At 53.8% G+C, this 20,795-nt stretch carries 27 protein-coding genes; 3 read left to right on the forward strand and 24 right to left on the reverse strand.

Features of this window, described 5'->3' with window-relative positions:
- The first annotated feature begins 276 nt into the window (after positions 1-276).
- The 3 genes from VAE57_RS16800 (at position 277) to VAE57_RS16810 (ending at position 4,894) form a co-directional block, all read left to right on the forward strand.
- Positions 277-1,656: an AAA family ATPase gene (locus tag VAE57_RS16800; protein WP_322823006.1), complete on the forward strand. Its 1,380-nt coding sequence runs from the start codon at positions 277-279 to the stop codon at positions 1,654-1,656.
- 91 nt (positions 1,657-1,747) lie between these two features.
- The gene (locus VAE57_RS16805; RefSeq protein ID WP_322823007.1) at positions 1,748-3,211 is read left to right on the forward strand and encodes a CpaF family protein; all 1,464 of its coding nucleotides are present in this window, start codon (positions 1,748-1,750) and stop codon (positions 3,209-3,211) included.
- Positions 3,212-3,406: 195 nt separating this feature from the next.
- Entirely contained in the window at positions 3,407-4,894 is a 1,488-nt protein-coding gene (locus VAE57_RS16810) for a phytoene desaturase family protein (protein ID WP_322823008.1), read from the forward strand.
- Positions 4,895-5,887: 993 nt separating this feature from the next.
- Here VAE57_RS16810 and VAE57_RS16815 read toward each other — a convergent pair.
- The 24 genes from VAE57_RS16815 to rpsE form a co-directional block, all read right to left on the reverse strand.
- The gene (locus tag VAE57_RS16815) at positions 5,888-6,637 is read right to left on the reverse strand and encodes a 3-oxoacyl-ACP reductase family protein (protein WP_322823009.1); all 750 of its coding nucleotides are present in this window, start codon (positions 6,635-6,637) and stop codon (positions 5,888-5,890) included.
- Between the two features lie 14 nt (positions 6,638-6,651).
- On the reverse strand, positions 6,652-7,398 hold the full coding sequence (locus VAE57_RS16820) for a 3-oxoacyl-ACP reductase family protein (RefSeq protein ID WP_322823010.1): 747 nt from the start codon (positions 7,396-7,398) through the stop codon (positions 6,652-6,654).
- A gap of 8 nt (positions 7,399-7,406) precedes the next feature.
- Positions 7,407-8,363 (reverse strand): ACP S-malonyltransferase, encoded by a 957-nt coding sequence (gene fabD / locus VAE57_RS16825; protein ID WP_322823011.1) that lies wholly within the window; start codon positions 8,361-8,363, stop codon positions 7,407-7,409.
- Positions 8,364-8,566: 203 nt separating this feature from the next.
- On the reverse strand, positions 8,567-9,571 hold the full coding sequence (locus VAE57_RS16830; RefSeq protein WP_322823012.1) for a beta-ketoacyl-ACP synthase III: 1,005 nt from the start codon (positions 9,569-9,571) through the stop codon (positions 8,567-8,569).
- Between the two features lie 102 nt (positions 9,572-9,673).
- Positions 9,674-9,859: a 50S ribosomal protein L32 gene (gene rpmF, locus VAE57_RS16835; RefSeq protein ID WP_012258267.1), complete on the reverse strand. Its 186-nt coding sequence runs from the start codon at positions 9,857-9,859 to the stop codon at positions 9,674-9,676.
- A 12-nt stretch (positions 9,860-9,871) separates the two neighbouring features.
- The gene (locus VAE57_RS16840; protein WP_012258266.1) at positions 9,872-10,405 is read right to left on the reverse strand and encodes a YceD family protein; all 534 of its coding nucleotides are present in this window, start codon (positions 10,403-10,405) and stop codon (positions 9,872-9,874) included.
- 69 nt (positions 10,406-10,474) lie between these two features.
- Positions 10,475-10,909 carry a hypothetical protein gene (locus VAE57_RS16845; protein ID WP_012258265.1) on the reverse strand — a complete coding sequence of 145 codons (435 nt, stop codon included), beginning with the start codon at positions 10,907-10,909 and terminating at the stop codon, positions 10,475-10,477.
- Positions 10,906-11,391: a pantetheine-phosphate adenylyltransferase gene (gene coaD, locus VAE57_RS16850; protein WP_322823013.1), complete on the reverse strand. Its 486-nt coding sequence runs from the start codon at positions 11,389-11,391 to the stop codon at positions 10,906-10,908. The genes VAE57_RS16845 and coaD overlap by 4 nt, the downstream gene beginning before the upstream one ends.
- A gap of 9 nt (positions 11,392-11,400) precedes the next feature.
- Positions 11,401-11,973, reverse strand: a complete 573-nt coding sequence (gene rsmD / locus VAE57_RS16855) for a 16S rRNA (guanine(966)-N(2))-methyltransferase RsmD (protein ID WP_322823014.1) — start codon at positions 11,971-11,973, stop codon at positions 11,401-11,403.
- Positions 11,974-12,056: 83 nt separating this feature from the next.
- Complete coding sequence (gene rpsI / locus VAE57_RS16860; protein WP_012258262.1) at positions 12,057-12,455, reverse strand: 30S ribosomal protein S9; 399 nt, start codon at positions 12,453-12,455, stop codon at positions 12,057-12,059.
- Positions 12,456-12,544: 89 nt separating this feature from the next.
- Positions 12,545-12,979: a 50S ribosomal protein L13 gene (rplM, locus tag VAE57_RS16865; protein ID WP_012258261.1), complete on the reverse strand. Its 435-nt coding sequence runs from the start codon at positions 12,977-12,979 to the stop codon at positions 12,545-12,547.
- Between the two features lie 5 nt (positions 12,980-12,984).
- Positions 12,985-13,821, reverse strand: a complete 837-nt coding sequence (gene truA, locus VAE57_RS16870; protein WP_322823015.1) for a tRNA pseudouridine(38-40) synthase TruA — start codon at positions 13,819-13,821, stop codon at positions 12,985-12,987.
- On the reverse strand, positions 13,821-14,171 hold the full coding sequence (gene rplQ / locus VAE57_RS16875) for a 50S ribosomal protein L17 (protein WP_322816389.1): 351 nt from the start codon (positions 14,169-14,171) through the stop codon (positions 13,821-13,823). The genes truA and rplQ overlap by 1 nt, the downstream gene beginning before the upstream one ends.
- 15 nt (positions 14,172-14,186) lie before the next feature.
- Positions 14,187-15,143: a DNA-directed RNA polymerase subunit alpha gene (locus tag VAE57_RS16880; RefSeq protein WP_322823016.1), complete on the reverse strand. Its 957-nt coding sequence runs from the start codon at positions 15,141-15,143 to the stop codon at positions 14,187-14,189.
- A 44-nt stretch (positions 15,144-15,187) separates the two neighbouring features.
- Positions 15,188-15,808 (reverse strand): 30S ribosomal protein S4, encoded by a 621-nt coding sequence (rpsD, locus tag VAE57_RS16885; RefSeq protein WP_322823017.1) that lies wholly within the window; start codon positions 15,806-15,808, stop codon positions 15,188-15,190.
- A 192-nt stretch (positions 15,809-16,000) separates the two neighbouring features.
- On the reverse strand, positions 16,001-16,411 hold the full coding sequence (rpsK, locus tag VAE57_RS16890; RefSeq protein ID WP_012258256.1) for a 30S ribosomal protein S11: 411 nt from the start codon (positions 16,409-16,411) through the stop codon (positions 16,001-16,003).
- Between the two features lie 20 nt (positions 16,412-16,431).
- Complete coding sequence (gene rpsM / locus VAE57_RS16895; RefSeq protein WP_012258255.1) at positions 16,432-16,815, reverse strand: 30S ribosomal protein S13; 384 nt, start codon at positions 16,813-16,815, stop codon at positions 16,432-16,434.
- 96 nt (positions 16,816-16,911) lie between these two features.
- Positions 16,912-17,028, reverse strand: coding sequence for a 50S ribosomal protein L36 (rpmJ, locus tag VAE57_RS16900; RefSeq protein WP_012258254.1), 117 nt, complete (start codon positions 17,026-17,028; stop codon positions 16,912-16,914).
- A gap of 48 nt (positions 17,029-17,076) precedes the next feature.
- Positions 17,077-17,298 (reverse strand): translation initiation factor IF-1, encoded by a 222-nt coding sequence (infA, locus tag VAE57_RS16905; RefSeq protein WP_012258253.1) that lies wholly within the window; start codon positions 17,296-17,298, stop codon positions 17,077-17,079.
- Between the two features lie 12 nt (positions 17,299-17,310).
- Entirely contained in the window at positions 17,311-17,979 is a 669-nt protein-coding gene (locus VAE57_RS16910; RefSeq protein ID WP_322823018.1) for an adenylate kinase, read from the reverse strand.
- Between the two features lie 148 nt (positions 17,980-18,127).
- Complete coding sequence (gene secY / locus VAE57_RS16915) at positions 18,128-19,480, reverse strand: preprotein translocase subunit SecY (RefSeq protein ID WP_322823019.1); 1,353 nt, start codon at positions 19,478-19,480, stop codon at positions 18,128-18,130.
- 54 nt (positions 19,481-19,534) lie between these two features.
- A complete protein-coding gene (gene rplO, locus VAE57_RS16920; RefSeq protein ID WP_322823020.1) occupies positions 19,535-20,047 on the reverse strand; it encodes a 50S ribosomal protein L15 in 513 nt (170 codons plus the stop codon).
- Positions 20,044-20,241 carry a 50S ribosomal protein L30 gene (gene rpmD / locus VAE57_RS16925; protein ID WP_012258249.1) on the reverse strand — a complete coding sequence of 66 codons (198 nt, stop codon included), beginning with the start codon at positions 20,239-20,241 and terminating at the stop codon, positions 20,044-20,046. The genes rplO and rpmD overlap by 4 nt, the downstream gene beginning before the upstream one ends.
- On the reverse strand, positions 20,241-20,777 hold the full coding sequence (gene rpsE, locus VAE57_RS16930; protein WP_322823021.1) for a 30S ribosomal protein S5: 537 nt from the start codon (positions 20,775-20,777) through the stop codon (positions 20,241-20,243). The genes rpmD and rpsE overlap by 1 nt, the downstream gene beginning before the upstream one ends.
- Positions 20,778-20,795: the final 18 nt, after the last annotated feature.

Genomic DNA, 20,795 nt, shown 5'->3' on the forward strand with positions numbered 1-20,795 from the left:
GTGGTATATTCTGCCTCCACCGTGCCTGACGCCGGTCATGCGTCGCGACAGTTCTTGTCACGAGAACGACATATGCCTGCCTGTCGCGGATCGTGGCACAGGTTTCAAGCCTGATCGCCAATAGACTGATGTTCACTGACACCATTAGCCAGTTACCATCCACAAACATCTCTTGCGCTATGCCTGCCAGATCGCTATACTACCTGTAGCGGGCATCATGCCTCGTTACTGGCAGACAGCCCAACGATACTCGTCATTTGGCAGAAAGGGTAGGCTATGAGCTTCCGTTTACACGAAGTAAATCCAACTCCTACCACTCCTGGTGCAACGCCTAACCGAATGCCTGACATACCACCACAACCAACCAGCATTGCCGAAACCGGGCTGTCGATGGGGTTTTTGACCGACCACATTTTGAAGGTTATCTATTTTTCGGGTGCAATCACCGGTCAGAAACTCGAAGAGACGGTAAAGCTGCCGTTTTTGGGCGTGATTGATAAAGTGCTTGAGTTTCTTAAACTTGAGGAATACGTTGACATTATTGGTGCTGAGGGTGGTTTTAGTGAACGTTCCTTCCAATACGTGATTACCGGCAAAGGCCGGAATAAAGTTCACGAGATCATTGATCGAAACCAATACACTGGCCCGGCACCGGTTCCTCTCCAGCAATACGTCGAGGTTACACTTCGGCAGAGTATTGGCGAGCTGGTGATCGATCAGGCCACTATTCGCAAGGCATTCAGCCACCTGGTGGTCAGCGAGAAGATGCTGGATAAAATTGGCCCGGCGGCCAATTCAGCGCGTTCACTCTTTTTATACGGCCCTCCCGGTAATGGGAAGACAACCATTGCTGAAGGTATTGCGAATCTGCTGGGTGGACTGGTCATCATTCCGTATGCCGTAGAAGTTGATGGTCAGATTATCAAAGTCTTCGATCCACTTAACCATCAGGTCGTACAGGTCAACGAAGTCAGCCACGCGGATGTTCCACCAGGGCCATTCGGTGCCGCAATGACCGCAATGCCTGCCACTGTCTACCCGGATGCCCGTTGGGTTGTGTGTAAACGTCCACGGGTGATGGTCGGTGGTGAACTTGAGCTGGAGCAACTCGAATTGATCTTCGATCCGGTTTCAAAGGTCTACGAGGCTCCATTCCAGATGAAGGCGAATGGTGGTCTCTTCTTGATCGATGACTTTGGCCGTCAAAAATGTCGTCCACAAGACCTGCTCAACCGCTGGATTGTTCCCTTGGAAAAGAAAGTTGATTTTCTTGCTCTTCAAACCGGCAAGAAGATCCAGGTTCCGTTCGATGTGTTGATTGTCTTCTCTACCAACCTGAATCCAAAAGACCTGGTTGATGACGCTTTTCTCCGACGAATTCGCCATAAGATTGAGGTACCGAACCCAACACCAACCGAGTTTCGGGCAATCTTTCAACTTGTGTGCAAGAGCAAACGTATTCCTTATAGCGACGATGGTTTGCGTTATTTGATCCAGGAGCACTACATGAAAGTCGGGCGTGAATTACGTGCCTGTCATCCACGTGATCTGTGCGATCAGATACTCGACGAGGCTAAGTATCGGGGTATCCCACCGGCAATGTCTCGTGAGTTGATTGATCGCGCATGTGAAGCCTATTTCGTCAAGCTTGGGTAAACATCCATCCAGATAAGGTGCGTCGTGTACGAGCCAGTGCTACTGACGTTCGGCGAGAGTTCGGATGGACAACTAAGGAGGTTTTATCGCTATGTCGCTGCTCAAACGTCTCGGTAATCAACCACAGCCAGAGCCTGCTCCGGCGGTTGCTACACCCCCGCCTGTAGCGGCAACCGTGGTGCCGGCTCCAGCGCCGCCCCCACCGGTGACGACCCCTGCTGCTCCAGCACCAGCTCGCCCAACGGTTCAGGACGCAACGCCGGCAAATGATCAGAAACGGATGCTGGAACTGTCGCTCTGGATTGTTGACCGTATTCAGGCCTCGTTGGGGAATCAAACTGAATTAAAGCGATCTCCTGAAACTGAGCGACTACTCCAAGAGCGCTTCGCTCGTATTTATCAACAGGCGAATGTGCAGCTTTCCGACCAGGATGTCAAAAAGCTCTTCGCCATGGTCTGCGACGAGCTGTTTGGCTTCGGTCCGCTTCAACAGTTGCTCGACGATGATAGCATCTCTGAGGTAATGGTTAACGGGCCTTACAAGGTCTACATCGAGCAAAAGGGCAAGCTCAAACTCTCTGATGTGCGCTTTGCATCTGATGAGCATGTGATGAAGATTATCGACCGTATCATCCGTCCGCTCGGTCGCCGCATCGACCGCAAATGGCCGATGGTCGATGCTCGCTTGCCCGATGGCTCGCGTGTTAATGCGATCATCCCGCCCTGCGCTATCGATGGCTCAACGATTACCATTCGTAAGTTTTCCAAAAACAAGCTCAAGGTCGATGACCTGATTCGCTTTGGTTCGATGACGGCCGAGATGGCAGAATTTCTCCGTGCCTGTGTCGTCTCGCGCTTGAACATTGTGGTTGCCGGTGGTACCGGCTCTGGTAAGACGACGTTGCTGAACGTGCTGTCGAACTTTATTCCCGAAGACGAACGTATCGTAACGATTGAAGACAGTGCCGAGCTGCAACTGGCGCAGGATCACGTAGTACGGCTCGAAGCCAAACCACCGGAGATCGACGGTACCGGACGGGTGACGATCCGCGATCTGGTGATCAACTCACTGCGTATGCGACCGGAGCGGATTGTGATTGGCGAATGCCGTGGTGGTGAAACGCTTGACATGTTGCAGGCAATGAATACCGGCCACGATGGCTCGTTGACGACCCTGCACGCAAATACGCCACGCGATGCTATCGCCCGTATGGAGACAATGGCGCTAATGGCAGGTATGGAGATGCCGCTAAAGGTTATTCGTGAGCAGATTGCCTCGGCAATTGATCTGATTGTCCAGCAAACCCGCCTTGAAGATGGTTCGCGTAAGGTAGCCTATATCACCGAAGTCCAAGGCATGGAAGGTGATACCGTCGTTTTGCAAGACATCTTCAAGCTCGAGATTCTGGGTAAGACGGGTGAAGGTAAGATTCTGGCCGAATTACGCCCAACTGGTGTCCGGCCCAAGTTTACTCCTCGGCTGGAGGCTCACGGCTTCAAACTGCCGCCAAGCATCTTTGGCGCACAGATTCCCGGTCAGCGCGGTCGCTTTTAGCTAACCAGTACACCGGGTTTGTGTTGTAGAGATTGACAGTCTCAGGGTAGCCATCTGGCTGCCCTTGTCTTTTGGTGATTACCTCTGTGATGGTGCACAAAGTCTAGAGTATACACTCGACGCGGAGTAATCCTTAGATCGGGCATCGCAGATGGTACTGACAAGAACCATAGTCTCAAAGATGCATCTGACCCTATGAAAACCTCACCACTCCCAATTATCGTTGTTGGCGGTGGCCTGGGTGGACTGGCTGCCGCAATTCGTCTAGCTGCCCAGGGCCGCCGGGTTATTCTATGCGAGAAGAATGAACGACTCGGTGGTAAGCTCAATCTCCATCAGGCTGCCGGATATACGTTCGACACCGGACCATCGTTATTGACAATGCCGTGGGTGATTCGCGATCTCTTCGCAGTCGCCAATCGCTGTATGGACGATTATCTCCAGCTTGAACAGATTGAACCGACCTGTCGCTATCTCTGGCCTGACGGTACGCGCTTCGATGCCTGGCAACGGTTACCCCAGTTGATACAGGAGATTGAACGCCTTAGCCCACCTGATGTTCCTGCGTTCTTTCGCTTCATGGCGCATACCAGTCGCATCTATGATGCGGTTTCCGGGCCATTTTTGTTGCGTCCATTCGATGGTCTGCGCGAACTGTTGACCCCTTCACTGATCCGCCATGCCCTGCGGATCGACGCACTACGCAGCGTTGACACCGCAGTACGCTCCTTCTTTCGCAGCCCTCATCTACGCCAGGTCTTTAATCGGTATGCGACCTACAACGGTTCATCACCCTATCGCTCGCCGGCCACATTTAACCTGATTGCCTATATCGAACTTGCTGAGGGTGGCTGGTATGTCCGCGGTGGCATGTATCAATTGGCTGTTGCGCTGAGCCGGCTAGCTACTGAGTTAGGGGTTGAAATCCGCTTGCAAACACCGGTGACTGAGGTGATCGTCGATCACGGTCGTGCGCGTGGTGTCCGTCTGGCCGATGGGAGCAGCCTGCCCGCCGCGGCGGTGGTCGTAAATGCAGACCCACAGTATGCCTATGCTCACCTGATCCCTAACGGCCGGCAAGAGGCGGATCGTCTTGCTCGTCATGAACCATCGTATAGCGGCATCGTGCTTTTTCTCGGCGTTGAAGGCGAGTTTCCGCAACTGGCGCATCACAATATCTTCTTCAGCGCTGACTATCCTGGTGAATTTCAAGCCATCGTGCACGAGCGCCGACTGGCACTTGATCCAACCGTCTACGTTGCAGTGACCTGCCGCACCGACCCAGAGCACGCACCACCCGGTCATCTCAATCTATTCGTGCTGGTTAATGCACCTGCCGATACCGGTCAGCTTGACTGGGCAGCCGTGATGCCAGCTTATCGCGACCACATTGTTGCCAAACTTGAGACGATGGGTTTGTCAGGGTTGCGACAGGCCATTCGCTACAGCCATTTCTGGACACCGTGCGATCTGGCCCAACGTTATAACGCTGCATTTGGTGCAATCTACGGTCTTAGCTCAAACACACCTTTCGCTGCATTCGCCCGTCCGCCACTGCGGGCACGGCGTGTGCGCCAGCTCTTCTTTGTAGGTGGGGGAACCCATCCGGGCGGAGGGATTCCACTGGTTCTATTGTCCGGGCGGGCAGTTGCCGCTCGCATCACGGCTGATATACCTGCCTGACAAAAAATCTTTACACTCATTTGGTAATAGCAAGAGTAATTTGAACTACATTTTAACTTTACGACGGTAAATCGTAGCAACAATTGCGGTTTATCATCGTTAAGTTGCGATGAACTACTTGATTTATGGCCATTGCAGTGCTATTATGAGGTCGAAGCCTCGAGAGAACATCAGAAAGCAAAGGAGGAACGAACTACTTACGTGTAACCGAAAGGCAAGCGCTTCGTCTCTAGTGTAAAGAGTTATGTATGGATAAGTTGTAGAGGTGAAGCGTAAGTTCGGGGAAACTCCCTCATCAATAAATGTAAAAGTTATGAAGATGAGGGATGGGGAGACGAACAGACAAGCGCCAGGATACTGCGGAGTAACTGGATGCTGTGCGAGCTGTACGGTTACCTCCCACACAAACTCACCGCGTTGGGGAAGAAAGAACTGCTATCCCACGCCAGATGGTGAGACAATCCGATAGCAAAAGCTGGCCCGGCGCATTACCTGCTGAAGGCAGAGCAGCTATAGGAGCTGTGCGGGTACGGTGGTGTAGAACTTCCTGAGTGCGCTGATGAACTCTCGAGGTGGTGGGTCAGTAGGTAAAGTTGTAGGTTTGGCAAAAAGTTACCTCTAGTCGCGATGCGGTAGCGCTGCTACCGCATCTGCGTTTTTTAAGCAAACTTTTAGCTTGAACGCACATTCCTCAAAAGCGACATAGGCTACCCGACAATCACTCAATCCCTGCAAGTACGAGATACCTATAGTAACCCAAGTTGCTACCCTTGTCGCTACAGAGACAAGGAAGACACAGGGGATGAGGGTAATCCGGGTTGCTACCGTGAGACGTGACGCATCACGTCCATGAGAACTGGCTGCTCCCCACATTGTGCAGGCAGGTACGCCATACGGTGTTGCGTGCAACGTCGTGCTGTTCGTCCTGACAGTCCGCCTCAATGGCCTGCTCACAGCATAGGTGGCAACTTGAGTTATAGTAATATGCAACCCTCAAGCCATCGTCCAGCCACCATCAACCATCAACGTTTGTCCGGTAATATATGAAGCAACCGGCGAGGCAAGAAACAATACTGCTGCGGCAACTTCCTCCGGCTTACCCAAACGGCGGAGCGCGATGATACCGGCACTCCACTGCTGGATTTCTGCAGGAATCACTTCTATCAGATCGGTCGCGATCATACCCGGCGCAACAGCATTAACTGTTATCTGCCACGACGCAGCTTCACGGGCCAGTGCGCGTGTCAACCCGATGATCCCACCAGCCGCCGCAGCAAAATCGGCCTGACCGGGAAAGCCCGATGTACCGTAGAGCGCCGCCAGATTAACAATACGTCCATAACGCTGCTGCATCATCGGTCGTAACGCTGCCCGGCAGGTGTGGTAGATGCCGGTCAGATTCGTCTGAATCGTCTGCCGCCACCGTTCACTACTCATCTCACTTAATGGGCCGTAATCGGCAATACCGGCACAGTTGACAAGTATGTCGAGTCTCCCCCAGCGCTCCATTGCTGTGGCTACCAGCACATTGCCACTACCCGGCTCGCGCACATCGATTGCCAGTGCTGCGGCTTCGCGACCAGCGGACTGGACGGCCGCTACCACATCAGTCGCGGCTACTTCATTGTGGTGATAACCCACCAGCACGCGGGCGCCATAACGGGCCAGACCCTCTACCACTGCCTGTCCAATACCGCCCGAACCGCCGGTGACAATTGCTACCTGTCCGTTGAAATCAATCATGATCGCATCCGTCGTTAGGGCATCACCCAACCGCCATCAATCGTCAAAACATGGCCGGTGATGTACGAAGCACGAGGCGAAACGAGAAAGCGGATCGCAGCGGCAACCTCTTCCGGGCGGCCAAACCGACCGAGTGCAATCGCCTGCAACGCCCAGGCGCGTAGCGCTTCGGGTACCGTCTCAACCATATCGGTCTCGATATAACCTGGCGCTACAACATTGACCGTGATGCCATCACGAGCCACTTCACGCGCCAGTGATCGGCTGAGGCCAATGATACCGGCCTTCGCTGCGGCATAGTTCGTTTGACCAACATTACCGGCCAGTGCCGCCAGCGAACTAACCGAGACAATCCGACCATAACCGGCACTTCGCATAACCGGCACTACCGCACGGCAACACAGAAATACCGAGGTCAGGTCAGTCTCAATCACTTGTTGCCACTGCTCAGGGCGTAGCCGTGCCATTGGCGCATCAGCGGTAATACCAGCGTTGTTCACCAGAATGTCGATCCGTCCCCAGCGTGACAGAGCTGCCTGTATCATTCTGCTGACTGCCTGTTCGTCGGCAACATCAGCCTGATACGGTAGGGCTTCACCACCAGCAGTAGTAATTTCTGCGGCCAGGGCTTCAGCCGCACCGGCACTACGCTGGTAGTTGATCAGCACTCGTGCGCCAGCGTTAGCCAGCTCGATTGTCGTGGCACGCCCAATCCCGCGTGCACCACCGGTAACAATAGCAACCTGACCTTGTAATTCCATACTATGCTCTATACAGGTTGCATTGCGGTTAGCGCCCGGACATCCTCAAACGTGGCTACATTAATCAGCCGTGCTGATGGAGCAATTCGTCGGATCAAGCCGGTAAGCACCTTGCCCGGCCCGATTTCGATAAACGTTTCGACGCCGAGGTCAACCATTCGTTGTACCGAGGCAATCCAGCGCACCGGAGCGACGATCTGCGCGACAATCTCACGCCGGACATCATCGGCGTCGTACAATGGTTCGGCTGTGACATTGGCAATTAAAGGGAGGGAGAGGTTACGCACGGTGGCGTGAGCAATAGCCTGAGCCATTCCTTCAGCAGCTTCGATCATGAGAGGGGAATGGAAGGCTGCACTCACCTTGAGCGGAATGACCCGTTTGGCACCACGGCTTTTAGCCAGCATACTGGCATGCTCTACAGCCACGACACTACCACTGATGACCAGTTGGTCTGGAGCATTATAGTTAGCGATCACAACGGTGCCATGAGAATGATTGTTTTGCAGTGCAGCACTGACTTCTTGACAGATCTGTTCGAGAATAGCGGCGTCGAGGCCAATAACTGCGGTCATACTCCCTTCGCGGGCAGCGGCCATTAATTCACCGCGTCGTCGTACAAGTTGCAGGGCAGTCTTAAAGTCAAGTGCACCACCGGCCACCAACGCCGAGTATTCACCCAGGCTATGACCGGCCACGGCAATCGGTTGTTCAAGGCGATCTCCCAACAATTCGGTCATTGCAGCCAGTAAAGCCATACTGGTGGTAAGCAGCGCCGGTTGAGCATTGGCAGTGGCGGTAAGGTCGGCTTCTGGCCCACAAAAACACAATTCACTCAGGTTGAAATCAAGGGTTTCGTCTGCTGTAGCAAAGATCTGACGCGCAGCGGGTGAGACTGCAATCAGATCGCGACCCATGCCTACGACTTGCGATCCCTGACCAGGGAATACCCACGCAATACTCATGGTCTGTTTGCCTCTTCCTGCTCTGCCGACACGACCTGTTTCTCCCCCCCCTTCCGTGCATCGGCGTGACGGTTTCGCGCTATTCCAGATGCTCTGGTTTGCTGATGACGAATATTGTTGCGATCTAGCCTATTACTGATCTCCTCGATCTGAAAATATGATCGCCGTCATATCTTACCAGGATTCTCGTAACAGATGAACAGCTAGCGACTCGGTTTACCCCAGCGTACCAGGCCCGATCCCCACGTCAGTCCACCACCAAAAGCGGTTAACAAAACATAATCACCAGCTTTGATTCGCTCCTGTTGAGCCGCTTCGTAGAGTGCGATTGGAATCGAAGCTGCTGATGTATTTCCGTATCGGTCAAGATTGATCATCACCCGTTCTGGTGGGATTTCGAGGCGACGAGTGACAGCATCAATGATCCGCACATTCGCCTGATGAGGAATGACCAACGCAATGTCATCAACCGTCAAGCCGGCATCTTGAATCACCTGTAATGCCGAATCACTCATCTCACGGACGGCGTGCTTGAAAATCTCCCGCCCGTTCATATACACATACTGACGACCTGCCTCAAGAAGATCGGCAGTAAGCGGCATACGTGTACCACCGGCATCTACCGCCATCAAATCCTCGAGTTCACCATTGGCACTCAGGGTCGAAGCCAGCAAACCGAGCGGTTCATCGGTTGCTTCGAGCACCACAGCGCCTGCACCATCGCCAAACAGAACACAGGTATTACGATCATTCCAGTTGATGTAGTGAGTAAAGATATCAGCTCCGATCAACAACAACCGTCGACTGACACCACTTTTAATCAAACTGGTAGCGACAGTCAGCCCGTAGACAAAACCACTACAGGCTGCTGCTAAATCAAACGCTGTTGCGCGTGGAATTTGCAAATTTGCCTGCACAGTACAGGCAGTAGCCGGAAATGGTCGATCAGGCGTGCAGGTAGCGACAATCACCGTATCGATAGTCGCAGGCGAAACACCGGCCATGGCCAGCGCTTCACGCCCGGCAGCAGTGGCCAGCGTCGAAGTACTTTCACCAGGCCCAGCAACACGTCGTTCACGAATACCGGTGCGTGTGCGTATCCATTCGTCAGATGTATCAATTCGTTGCGCCAATTCATCATTTGTGATCAGTCGCTGTGGAACGGCCATACCCCAGCCGATCACTGCTGCGTAACGTTCCCTGCTCACCCTCACGCCCTTTCTATCTACTTATGATGAAAGGCTGCCAGCCCGATAACCCCGGCAGGCAGCCCTTTCATGCCCGATTCCCTGTAGAAGACAAGCGTATGGTTATTCCGACGCCACTTTGAGCACTTGCCGGCCCTTGTAGTATCCACAAGCCAGACACACGCGATGTGCACGCATCAGTTCACCACAATTCGGACACACGACCATAACTGGCGGGGTAAGGGCAAGATGCTGGCGGCGGTTACCACGCCGATGGCGCGAGACTTTTCGCTTTGGTACTGCTCCCATGATTGTTACTCCTCAATGTTGATTACGTTGCCGCTTGGCCCATTCTCGCAAAGCAGCAAAACGGTCATCGACGAGCGTATCGTCGTCCTCAATTCCCTCAGATGCAACAGTGTAATTGACCGGCTGATCGCGATAAGCCGGTGCTATTGGATTCATCGGCAGATTGATCAGCGCATAGCTACGGATCGCTTCACCAATATCAATATGGTGCAACTCATCGAGCATGAAAGGATCATCTTCGACTGGTTGCGGTAACTTATGCCCATTTACCACATCAACAACAGCGTAAAACTGATCGCTGAAATCGAGGTCAAGTTCATAATCAAACGGTTCGAGTGAACGTACACAAGTAAGTGTTACGGTACCGTGAACCGTTACCTGAGCAAACACTCCAGCCGCAGTCCGGGTCAGGCGCAGACGGCCGGTAATATTACGAAGCGTCAACTCCTCGTCAAGCGGCAAGGCTGGCTCACTAAACGAGATGTCTCGTCGCGCTCCCATTTCTTCGCGCAGTAATTGCGCGAGATTAAATCGTAATGCAGTCATAGCATCCACCCGTGGCGCACCGTTGTTCCGCCACAAGCGCCGAATTATAGGCGAGAGAGCGGAGGATTGTCAAGCGCCCGATTGGCGTTCTTCCAGCGCGTGCAAACCATTGCGCACACTACTCAACAGCTTACTCAATCGTTCATCAAGTTCCTCGAGAACCTGCCGGGCATACGCATCAGCGCCAGCTCGCACCTCTGCTGCTTCCTGTTCAGCCTGTTGGAGCAGGCGCTCGCGTTCTGCTTCAACAGCAGCCAGCAACCCCCGCTCGCTTAACACCTCCTGGACACGGGCTTGCGCTGTCGCGAGTAGTTGCTCTTGCTCAGCAATAATCCGACGAGCACGCCGAATCTCTTCGGGAATAACGGTGCGCATCTGATCGATAATCTCGAGTACCCGCGTCTCATCGATCAACGTTCGCCCACCACTGAGGGGGAGGCGGATTCCGGCAGCGATCACCTCTTCTAACTCGTCAATCAAATCATCCAGTTCGATGGCGATCACCCCCTCTGTGCGAATTTCTCCCGTAAAGCTGCCACAACAACCGGCGGCGTAAATTCGACCGGATCACGTCCAAGGCTGGCCATTTCCCGTACTGCCGTGGAGCTAATATGGGCGAACTGGCGTCCAGCCATCAAGACAACGACTTCGATATTCGGATCAATCGTCTGATTGACCTGAGCCATCTGAAACTCAGCTTCAAAGTCACTGCCGGCTCGCAGTCCCCGGACAATAGCACAGGCTCCAACCTGGCGAGCGAACTCAACGGTTAGCGTCTCATAGCTGGTCGCCTCGACGTTAGCCAGATCGGCGGTAACAGCCTGTAGCAGATGCAAGCGTTCAGTTGTGGAAAAGAGCAATCGCTTCTGAGGTCGATCAAACACCGCCATGATCACGCGGTCAAAGATACGCGCTGCCCGACGGGCAATGTCGAGGTGAGCATACGTAACTGGATCAAAGCTACCTGGGTAAATAGCGATGCGCATAGGTTACCGTTATGTTTCGGGCGTATTCGTGGATATCAATTCATAGATCGAAAAACACGAGTCGCCCAATCGTCGGAATTTGATTCGCTGCAGGCCCGGATAGTCATCAGCCAGTTCAACGCGAGGTGAATGCCCGACGATTAACAAGCTCCCTTCCTTGCCGACGCCACTGCTCGCAACGAGTTGCATTGTCGCCTCGATAGTTGGATCAGCGTATGGAGGATCCATGATGATTATATCATAGCGTCCAATCCCACGCTGCCGATGAAGAAAGCGATCTACCGGCATATGGTAGATATGGCCTTGCTGATCGAAACGAGTATGCCGCAAGTTATCGGCAATAATTGAACAAACATGGGCATTTCGTTCGACAAAATCAGCACTATCAGCGCCGCGTGACAGACATTCGATACCGAGCGATCCTGTGCCAGCGTAAAGATCGAGCACTGCTCCACGGATAGGGCCGTATCCTTCCAGCACTGAAAAGAGGGCTTCCTTCACCCGATCAAGCATCGGGCGTGTACCCAGGCCTTTAGGTGCTTTTAAGCGATGCCCTTTAGCTTTGCCGGTAATGACTCGCATCTTTCCGCCGCGGTATATAACGGATGGCAGACGGTTGTTCTGCAAACCGTCTGCCGTCTACAGCATTCCCTGACACGCACCATTTAACGCTTGGTGTACTGAGGTGCCTTACGCGCACGCTTGAGACCGACCTTCTTCCGCTCTTTCATTCGTGGGTCGCGGGTCAGCAAGCCAGCCTGCTTCAGCGTTGGCCGCAATTCGCTATCATAATCCAGTAACGCACGAGCAATACCATGGCGAACAGCGCCAACCTGGCTCGAAATGCCGCCACCCTTCACTTTTACCAGCACATTGAAGGTGTTGAGGTGATTTGTCAACACCAGTGGTAAGCGAAGTTCGTGCTGGAATAGCTCACGACGGCCGAAGTACTCCTCCGGCTTTTTCCCATTGACGATAAAATCCCCACTACCGGGGAAGAGGCGTACACGTGCCACTGCGGTCTTGCGGCGGCCGGTGCCCTGATAATAGCGCTTGCCTTCCATTCCTTCTCCTCACCACCTGTGCACCACGATGGTGCTACTTCATAATCTGCACACGGAACGCAATTGTTTCCCAGTCAGCGACCCACATCTTACCAGCGTGGGATATAGGGTTTTGGTTGCTGCGCCGCGTGCGGGTGGTTCGGCCCGGCGTAGATGCGCAGCTTACTTAGCAATCGGCGACCCATGCGGTTTTTCGGCAACATGCGCTTCACCGCGAGGCGCAGAATGCGGTCAGGATGCTTTGCCAGCATCATTTTGTACGGCGTCGCCTTGATACCACCCGGATAACCGGTGTGGCGGTAGTAGATTTTTTGATCCGGTTTACGTCCGGTCAACACGATCTTCTCAGCGTTCACCACGATCACGAAATCACCACCGTCAATTGACGGCGTGAAGGTTGGTTTGTGCTTGCCGCGCAGCAGTGTACTGATCTGTGTTGCCAGCCGACCGAGCACCTTACCACTCGCATCGATGACATACCAATCACGCTGCACTTCTGTTGGTTTTTGATGATAGGTCTTCACAGCACCTATTCCTCGTGTACGTAGGACGAAGGCTGTTCGACCTTCGTCGTGCCATTTTGCCGTTTTGAAGGTTCCACCCAGCGAATCAGGCCGGGCGGATAGCGTACTGCCGTTAATGTTAGGCCGTGAGCCGGTGCCGTTGGACCGGCCAGGCGGCGATCCCGACTCGCCAACACCTCACCAAACTGATCGACGGTCATCCGCCCACGCCCGACCAGCAAGAGCGTACCGACGATCATCCGCACCATATGCTGGAGGAATGCATTTGCCGCTACTTCGATGGCCAGTAAACGCCGCTCAAACCATTCATATTCCCCAACCCGCGTCCAATACATGGTGCGAACAGTGGAACGTTGGGCAGGCGTTGCTGTTGTAAATGCAGCAAAATCGTGCGTTCCCTCCAGCAATTTAAGCGCTGCCGTCATTGCCGCCATATCAAGTGTACCTGCGTAGTGCAAGACTTGATGGCGAAGTTGTGGCAATGGCGCTGCTGCATAGTCTATCAGGTAACGGTACTCACGCTGGATCGCACTAAAGCGAGCGTGAAAATCTGGTACTGATTCCCCGACATTCTGAACTACCAGGTCAACCGGCAGGTGAGCGTTCAAACCGCGCCAGATTGTTTGTAAATTATGGCGCGTTGTGGTCTGGACGTGGGCAACCTGACCAGTTGCGTGAACTCCGGCGTCGGTTCGGCCTGCCAGCACAATCCGACGCCGCTCTTGCGTCAAGGCTTCCCATGCCGACTCCAGGGCACCCTGCACAGTTCGGATGTCAGTTTGCCATTGCGACCCGGCAAAATCGGTGCCGTCATAAGCTAACAGCAGCGCAATCGTGCGCATCAGATCAACTCAATCAATGCCATCTCGGCTCCATCACCCCGACGCGGTCCCAGTTTTGTGATCCGGGTGTACCCACCATTCCGGCCACCGTAGGTAGTAGGAGCAAAGGTAAATAGTTTTCGCATCGCATCCTTGCTGGCCAGCTTCGAGAGGGCCATGCGGCGGGCATGCGGCGTATCTTCGCGCGCAATCGAGATAAGAGCCTCAACTTCCGGCTGGACAGCGCGCGCCTTTGCTAGCGTTGTCTTAATCTTCTTATGCTCAATCAGGGCGATCATCAAGTTGCGGTAGAGCGCCTTACGATGCTCATACGACCGCCCCAGTAATTTTCCGGCATGTCGATGTCGCATGGTCGTATCCTTGTATTAGCGCGATGCTCCACTATGCGGAAGCACTCGCGGAATGTAACCCCGTTCGATCAGTTTATCGCGAATTTCTTCCATTGACTTCTGACCAAGATTGCGAACCGAGAGCAACGCCTTCTCGTCCATCTGAAGCACCTGACCAATTTTGGTAATTTCAGCCCGTTTCAAGCAGTTGTAGGTACGGGTTGAGAGGTCAAGCGTCTCAATCGACGTATCGTAGACGTGAGCCGGTATCTCCAGCCCATTGGTCTCCGGTTGGGCTGCCGGTTCAACCCTCAATCGGTTAAAATTCGCGATTGTTGTGTAGTAATGCACCAGGACGCGAGCCGCGTAATCAAGTGCTTCTTGCGCCCGTATCGTACCGTTTGTCCAAACCTCAAGGATCAGCCGGTCGTAGTCGGTAGCCTGTCCAATACGAGTGTTTTCTACGACATAATTAACCCGTGGTACGGGCGTAAAGATAGCATCGATTGGAAACTCGCCAAGCGGCAGAATGCCTCGTTGATCGGCTGACAGGTACCCGCGACCGTGTTCAATCGTTGCCGTTATCTCAATCCGTGCCTGATCGTGCTCAAGCGTACAGATATAGTGCGTAGGATCAACGACCGACAGTCCTTCTGGCAACACCAGATCAGCAGCCGTCACAATCGCTGGACCCTGTTTCTGGATCGTTGCCTGTACCGTTCCCTCGTGGCGACCGCGTAAATGGATGCCTTTCAGGTTTAAGATCAGTTCTACGACATCCTCGGTCATACCGGGGATGACATCCATCTCCTGATAGACACCCGCAATGCGCACGTGGGTGATCGCCGATCCGGGAATAGCCGTGAGCAGCACGCGCCGAAGCGCATTGCCGAGCGTATGCCCATAGCCCGGATCGAGCGGCTCGATTTTAAAGCGCCCAAAGGTTTCAGTTGCTTCAACAACCTCAATCTTTGGTTGTGCAATATCGAGCACTGCTGCCTCCCATTTCTTTGTTCACGTCCCACAAACGGGAGCGTCTACCGGCTATAGAACTCGACGATCAACTGCTCGTTAATGCCGGCCTCTGCATCTTCACGGCGTGGTAAAGCAACGACAGTTCCAGAAAGATCGGCCGCGTTAAGACGGAGCCATTCCGGCGCCCGATGCTTATTCAACACACCACTATCAACCAGATTCTTGAAGTAGGTACGGCTACGACTCTGCGGGCGTACTGCGATGACCTGGCCGACCTTCACCGTATACGACGGGATATTTGTTTTGCGACCATCAACAACGATATGGCCATGATTAACCAATTGCCGTGCCTGAGCGCGTGTGGTGGCAAAGCCGAGGCGATACACAACATTATCGAGTCGGCGTTCAAGCAGACTCAACAGATACTCACCGGTAACACCACTACGCCGCGATGCCTGCTCAAACAGGCAGCGGAACTGGCGCTCAAGGACGCCATACAGAAATTTTGCCTTCTGTTTTTCGCGCAACTGCATACCGTAATCGGACAACTGCCGGCGACGGGCCGCAGCACCGTGCTGTCCCGGCGGATCCGACCGCTTATTCAGAATGCGCTGACCTTTTTCGGTAATTCCGATGCCGAGTCGTCTGCTTACCTTGCCGACTGGTCCTATATATCGCGCCATAGTCTTATGTATCCTTTGTTCACTAATCCTTCACTGGCGTAGTTATAAGCTACGCATCTTTGTTCCAGCCTGTGAGATGGGCGCTAGTGCCGCCGAGGCAGACACTACCGCATTGGGCGTCCGGGAACAAAGCCCTCCGGTTCCAGGTGCGGTCGTCTCACAGTGTAACTTGACAACAGCGAAAACGTCCGATCAGACCCGTCGCCGCTTCGGTGGACGGCAGCCATTATGTGGGATCGGTGTCACATCGGTAATTGCAGTAATCTGCAAACCGGCGGCCTGCAATGAACGGATAGCGGCCTCGCGTCCGGCGCCAGGGCCTTTCACAAAGACCTCAACCGAGCGCATACCATTTTCCATTGCTTTGCGTGCCGCATTTTCTGCAGCTACCTGAGCGGCGTAGGGTGTGCTCTTTCGCGAACCCTTAAATCCACTCTGACCGGCGCTGGCCCAACATACAACCGCACCTTGCGGATCGGTAATTGTCACAATTGTATTATTGAACGTGCTCTGAATATGCGCCTGACCCCGCGGCACATTCTTTCGCTCACGGCGCTTACCGCGCTGGCGTGTCGTGGTGGTCGTTTTTCCCTTAGCGGGCATGCCTCACTCCTTAATTACAACTACTTCTTGGTCGCCTTCTTCTTAATACCGATCGCCTGACCGCGTCGCCCACGGCGTGTGCGCGCATTGGTGCGAGTGCGCTGACCACGTACCGGCATACCACGGCGGTGGCGCAGGCCGCGATAGCAACCAATATCCATCAGGCGTTTGATATTCAACTGAACCTCACGACGCAGATCGCCTTCAACCCGATATTCGCGATCAACAATTTCGCGAATACGCCCAACTTCTTCTTCAGTCAGGTCGCGCACCCGGCGTTCTGGATTCACATTTGCCTTGCGCAGAATCTCCATGCCGTTCGAGCGCCCGATACCGTAGATGTAGGTAATCGCAATCTCGATCTTCTTGTTGCGGGGAATATCAACCCCGGCAATACGTGCCATGCCAGACCTCTTTGCTACTGATACACTCTACCGGCTATCTCATACCGGTGAGTATGCACCATTTTACCCTTATGAAAGGTTGACGGTTAGTCGTTGTTATCCTTGCCGCTGTTTATGCTTCGGTGTGCGTGAGCAGATCACCCGGATCACGCCCTTGCGCTTAATCACCTTGCAATACTCGCAGCGCGGCTTTACCGACGCTCGCACTTTCATTGTTACCTCCTTTGCGGCGGCGGACGCCGCCGTGCTGCGTCGCGCCCCCTACTTATAACGATACGTAATACGTCCCCGGGTCAGATCATATGGCGATAATTCAACCAGCACCCGGTCTCCCTTCAAGATACGAATGTAGTTCATCCGCATCTTGCCCGAGATGTGAGCCAGTACTTCGTGCCCATTATCGAGCTGTACCCGGAACATTGCGTTTGGCAATGGTTCCGTGATGGTACCCTCCATCTCGATGACGTCTTTCTTCTTTGACATATGTCTCCTAACCTACGGCTGCGCTGGAGCCAGATATGGGCCAAGCGCTTTTAGCATTGCCTCTGTCACGAGCGCGATCTCACGTTGACCATCGATTTCGTGCAGGATACCCTGTCGCTGATAATATTCAATCAGCGGCATTGTCTGAGCAAAATAGACATCTAATCGGTGCTGCGCCGTCTCGATCGAGTCATCGCTCCGTTGATAGAGTTTGCCGCCGCAGGCGTCGCAGATACCCGGTCGATGCGACGGGAAGTAATAGATATTGAAGATCGCACCACAGGTGCGGCACGTCTGCCGACCGGCAATGCGGCGCAGCAAGACATCTTGTGGTACGGCCAGAAAGAGAACAGCATCGATACGTGCGTTGTGGTCGGCGAGCGCCACTTCCAGTGCCCGTGCCTGCTCTTGCGTGCGCGGAAAACCGTCAAAGATAACCCCTGAAGCACAATCAGGTTGTTGAATGCGTTCAAGGATCATCCGAATCACGACTTCATCAGGCACCAATTCTCCCCGATCCATGTAGGACTTAGCCAGCATACCCAATTCAGTACCTTCGCGTAGAGCTGCACGGAAGAGATCGCCACTTGCTACATGCGTAAGTCCTGTGCGATCAGCAAGGGTTTTGGCTTGGGTGCCTTTGCCGGCACCGGGTGGTCCTAGTAAGATAACGTTGGTCATGACTCGGCGCTCGCTCAACTTCAAAAAACCGCACATTATCTGTTGCACGGTATGACCATCTGCCTGTCTCACAAAGAAGCTGCCCAACCGGCATGCCGGCGAGCAACGAGCTTTATTGTACTACATTTTCCCGGTTTGTGTGCAACGACTATCTGGTCAGAAAACCTTCATAGTCGCGCATGATTAACTGCGCCTCTAATTGACGCATTGTATCTACCGCAACACCGACCACGATCAAGAGCGCCGTACTACCCAAACCAATCTGGACACCGGTAATCGATTGGGTCAGAAACGGAAGCACAGCGATCAGACCTAGGAAGAGCGCACCGGCCAGAGTAATACGGTTGAGCACCTTCATCAAATACTCTTCCGTCTTCTTGCCCGGCCGAATACCGGGGATGAAACCACCGTTGCGCTGGAGATTTTCGGCCAGGTCCTGCTGGGTGAAGATGACAACCGTGTAGAAATAGGTAAATCCTACTGTCAACAGGAAAAGCAGCGTCATGTAGACAATGCCACCACCCTGACCGGTTGGGTTAAATGTATTGTAGAAAAAGCCGGCAATGGCATTCCCAATCCCTTCAGCACCGGGGCGATAGAACCACGATGCCACAATGCCAGGGAAAATGATAATACTTTGAGCGAAGATCAACGGGATCATGCCAGCCGAATTCACTTTCAGTGGAATGAAGCTGCTCTGACCGCCGTAGACCTTATTGCCGCGCACACGCCGGGCATACTGAACACGAATCCGACGCTGACCTTCCTGTACCAGGACAATACCAACAATGGTCAACAGTGCAATTGCCACAAAGCCTATCAGACCCAAAATGGTACTGAAATCACCTGCCTGACTGATCTGGAAGCCCTGGATGATCAATCCCGGTAGGCGTGAGACAATCCCACCGAATATGATGATCGAGATACCATTACCGATACCACGTTCATTGATCTGCTCACCCAACCAGATCAGCAGCATAGTACCAGCGACCATTGTCGTCAGTACGGTAAATGTGGGCAAAAAGTTGGCACCCAGATCGAACGGAGTACGGAACAACGACAGCGTTGGGTCGTTGTTTGGATTAATCGTACGTTCGAGGGTCAGAGTCTGACCATACGCCTGCAAATAAGCAAGAGGAACAGTCAGCCACAACTGATAGCGATTCAGTCGCAGACGACCCTGTTCGCCTTCTTTCTGCAATTCCTGAAGAGCAGGGATCAACGGTTGCAGCAACTGCATAATGATTTGGGCAGTGATGTAGGGATACACACCCATTGCTGCAACTGAGAAATTCTCCAGTGCCCCACCGGCAAAGAGGTTCAGTAACTGAGCCAGTTGGTTGGTTGCCAGCGCCTGGCGCAACTGCTCAAGTGTTGTCGGATTGATGTTAGGTACCGGAATATGCGCGATCAGACGAAACAGGAATAGCATCCCCAGTGTGAAGAGGATGCGACGCCGTAGATCGGGCAACTGAATAGCACGAAGTACAGCCTGTAGCATGGTACTACTTCCTATGAATGGCGAGAACCTGTGAGGTTCTCGCCACATGACCGATTACGACTGGCGGGCATTGCGCATGCTCGGATTCGGCCCGCGTGAGCGCGAATGGCGTTCAACAACCCATGTCAGATCAATGGCTTTCCCACCAGCAGCTTCGATCTTCTGGCGAGCACTGGCCGAAAACTTATGCGCCTTGATAACCAGTGGTTGCGTGAGTTCACCATCACCAAGAATCTTAACTGGCATTCGCTTCCGACGTACCAGACGGCGAGCCAGGAGCGTTTCGGGTGTAACCTCAAGATCAGTTGGCCAATCGACCAGGCTGCCAACGTTGACCACTTCATATTCAACGCGGAACTTATTAACAAAGCCCCGCTTGAAGGGCATCCGCTTAACCAGACGGTTCTGACCACCTTCAAAGGTGCGATAAGGGCCGGGACCGCTGCGGGCCTTCTGCCCCATCATACCCTTACCGCCGGTTTTTCCTTTACCCGAGCCGTGGCCGCGACCAATTCGCTTACGCTTTCGGTGCGCACCTTCGGCGGGTCGTAAATCGTGAAGTTTCATGCCTGCACCTCGTCCTCAACCTCTTCCACCTTCACGAGGTGCTGCACCTTGAACAGCATCCCGCGCACCGATGGATTATCCGGTTTGAGTACACTCTGATTCAACCGGCGCAAGCCCAGCGCGGCCAGAGTCTCCTTCTGATCGCGCGCATAGCCAATTGCGCTCTTCACATACGTTACGCGCAGCTTCCCCATCAGGCTGCCTCCGTTTCCCGTCGTGTCCGGCGATCCATCAGCTCTTGAGGCGTCATATCGCGCCGGCTCGCCATCTCGTGCAGCGATGTCATCTCGCTGAGCGCCTTAAATGTTGCTTTCACAACATTTACCGGGTTGTTGCTACCGTAGACTTTTGAGAGCAGGTCTTTGATTCCGGCTGCTTCGACAACTGGGCGGACACCACGACCTGCGATAACACCTGTTCCAGGTGCTGCCGGGCGCAACATGACCTTCGTAGCCGCAAATTTTGTCACGACCTCGTGGGGAACGGTTGCATGCACCAGCGGCACACGAATCAAATTACGCTTCGCGGCCTCGGCGCCTTTCCGAATTGCATCCGGTACTTCTGCCGCCTTCCCCATTCCGATACCGACGTGGCCTTTGCCGTCACCGACGACAACAACCGTACTGAAGCTAAAGCGCCGACCGCCCTTCACGACCTTTGACACGCGGTTGATCTGGACGACGCGCTCCTCGAGCTCCAGCGTTTCGGGGTTAATACGTTCTCGTTTCACAGTTCCTCCGCTACGCTG

Source organism: Chloroflexus sp., from assembly GCF_034434295.1.
Classification (GTDB): domain Bacteria; phylum Chloroflexota; class Chloroflexia; order Chloroflexales; family Chloroflexaceae; genus Chloroflexus.

Coding starts and splice junctions, on each gene's coding strand:
- coaD (WP_322823013.1), bottom strand. CDS start 11,391: ATGCGCATCGCTATTTACCCAGGTAGCTTTGATCCAGTTACGTATGCT.
- rpmD (WP_012258249.1), bottom strand. CDS start 20,241: ATGGGGAAGCTGCGCGTAACGTATGTGAAGAGCGCAATTGGCTATGCG.
- rplQ (WP_322816389.1), bottom strand. CDS start 14,171: ATGCGACATCGACATGCCGGAAAATTACTGGGGCGGTCGTATGAGCAT.
- rpsM (WP_012258255.1), bottom strand. CDS start 16,815: ATGGCACGTATTGCCGGGGTTGATATTCCCCGCAACAAGAAGATCGAG.
- truA (WP_322823015.1), bottom strand. CDS start 13,821: ATGCGCACGATTGCGCTGCTGTTAGCTTATGACGGCACCGATTTTGCC.
- VAE57_RS16815 (WP_322823009.1), bottom strand. CDS start 6,637: ATGATTGATTTCAACGGACAGGTAGCAATTGTCACCGGCGGTTCGGGC.
- rplO (WP_322823020.1), bottom strand. CDS start 20,047: ATGAAACTTCACGATTTACGACCCGCCGAAGGTGCGCACCGAAAGCGT.
- infA (WP_012258253.1), bottom strand. CDS start 17,298: ATGTCAAAGAAGAAAGACGTCATCGAGATGGAGGGTACCATCACGGAA.
- VAE57_RS16840 (WP_012258266.1), bottom strand. CDS start 10,405: ATGACTGCATTACGATTTAATCTCGCGCAATTACTGCGCGAAGAAATG.
- rpmF (WP_012258267.1), bottom strand. CDS start 9,859: ATGGGAGCAGTACCAAAGCGAAAAGTCTCGCGCCATCGGCGTGGTAAC.
- rsmD (WP_322823014.1), bottom strand. CDS start 11,973: ATGCGAGTCATTACCGGCAAAGCTAAAGGGCATCGCTTAAAAGCACCT.
- fabD (WP_322823011.1), bottom strand. CDS start 8,363: ATGAGTATTGCGTGGGTATTCCCTGGTCAGGGATCGCAAGTCGTAGGC.
- rpsI (WP_012258262.1), bottom strand. CDS start 12,455: ATGGAAGGCAAGCGCTATTATCAGGGCACCGGCCGCCGCAAGACCGCA.
- VAE57_RS16820 (WP_322823010.1), bottom strand. CDS start 7,398: ATGGAATTACAAGGTCAGGTTGCTATTGTTACCGGTGGTGCACGCGGG.
- VAE57_RS16910 (WP_322823018.1), bottom strand. CDS start 17,979: ATGACCAACGTTATCTTACTAGGACCACCCGGTGCCGGCAAAGGCACC.
- rpsK (WP_012258256.1), bottom strand. CDS start 16,411: ATGCCCGCTAAGGGAAAAACGACCACCACGACACGCCAGCGCGGTAAG.
- secY (WP_322823019.1), bottom strand. CDS start 19,480: ATGCTACAGGCTGTACTTCGTGCTATTCAGTTGCCCGATCTACGGCGT.
- rpmJ (WP_012258254.1), bottom strand. CDS start 17,028: ATGAAAGTGCGAGCGTCGGTAAAGCCGCGCTGCGAGTATTGCAAGGTG.
- VAE57_RS16800 (WP_322823006.1), top strand. CDS start 277: ATGAGCTTCCGTTTACACGAAGTAAATCCAACTCCTACCACTCCTGGT.
- rpsD (WP_322823017.1), bottom strand. CDS start 15,808: ATGGCGCGATATATAGGACCAGTCGGCAAGGTAAGCAGACGACTCGGC.
- VAE57_RS16810 (WP_322823008.1), top strand. CDS start 3,407: ATGAAAACCTCACCACTCCCAATTATCGTTGTTGGCGGTGGCCTGGGT.
- VAE57_RS16805 (WP_322823007.1), top strand. CDS start 1,748: ATGTCGCTGCTCAAACGTCTCGGTAATCAACCACAGCCAGAGCCTGCT.